Annotated in this window: 1 pseudogene; it reads right to left on the bottom strand. The window is 53.9% G+C overall.

Features of this window, described 5'->3' with window-relative positions:
- Positions 1-1,178: pseudogene (locus BCT27_RS25685) on the bottom strand (hypothetical protein); the annotation flags it as partial.

The raw sequence follows: 1,178 nt of genomic DNA, 5'->3' as shown, positions 1-1,178 counted from the left end.
TAACGCACGGTGCCGTTATCAACTTCCAGCGTCAGCATATCGCCGACCGCCACACTGCCTGCGCCAAAGTTGACGCGGTGTGAACCATTTTCGTAGATATACAGGGTGGTGTTGACGATATAAAACGCGTAATCGATGTCTCGATAACTGGCAGAGCTTTCAGTGTTGCCTAACCCAACCATGTTGTTGCTGCCGAGGGCATCGACGGTGAAATTGAGACGGTAGCTGTCATCAAATCCATAAGTAGAGAAACGTGCAGAGTTAGCTTGGTAAGACCAAGAACCGCCGTTGGCGGAGAGTACACCGTCAGTGAAGTTTGAATTGCCCGTTTGCACGGGCCAATCAACAATGTCAGCACTGGTGCGAAGTTCTAGCTCGTCTGACAAGCCATCGTTATCGCGGTCAATGTCGCTGTTATCGCCCACACCGTCGCCATCGGAATCCGCGGTTTCAGAGGCATCTGTTGGGAAGGCATCGGCATTGTCGCCCACACCGTCACCATCGGTGTCTGTGGTTTCAGTGGCATCGTCAGGGAACGCATCGGCATTGTCGCCCACGCCATCGCCATCAGTGTCTTTGGTCTCTGTGGCATCCGTTGGGAAGGCATCGCCGTTATCACCGACGCCGTCACCGTCTGTGTCAGTATCCTCTGAAGGATCGAACGGGAAGGCATCATAGATATCGAGCGTACCGTCGTTATCGTCGTCCTCATCGTTAGGATTAGACAAACCATCACCGTCGGCATCTTCCGCACGATCATCGACACCGTTGCCGTTCAGATCGTTACCGCCCAACTCATCATTGCCATCGAGCATGCCGTCGTTGTTGCTGTCGAATGCTGCAAAGTCATAACCGTGCATGTCGAAAGCGGTGCCGTCGTTCAGGGCGTTTTGGCTTTCCAAATCAAGATAGTCTGGAATGCCGTCGCCGTCGGAATCTGGGGCAGGGTCAACGCTGGCTTGCAGGTCAATGCTATCAACCGTCAGGCTGCCATCTGTATCAGCGAGGCCAGCTTCGATCACGTCAGGGATGGTGTCGTTGTCGGAGTCCAAATCGACATCGTTATTCACACCGTCATTGTCGGCGTCGGCGGTAAAGCCAGCACCAGACAGGGGCGTGAGCTCGATATTGCTTAAGCGCATTACGCCGCTGTAGAAGCTGGAGTCGACATAGAAGTC

Origin of the sequence: Enterovibrio norvegicus (assembly GCF_002876705.1) — a bacterium.
GTDB classification, from domain to species: domain Bacteria; phylum Pseudomonadota; class Gammaproteobacteria; order Enterobacterales; family Vibrionaceae; genus Enterovibrio; species Enterovibrio norvegicus_B.
The sequence above is the reverse complement of the archived record's forward strand: the minus strand, read 5'-3'. Positions and strand labels throughout refer to the sequence as shown.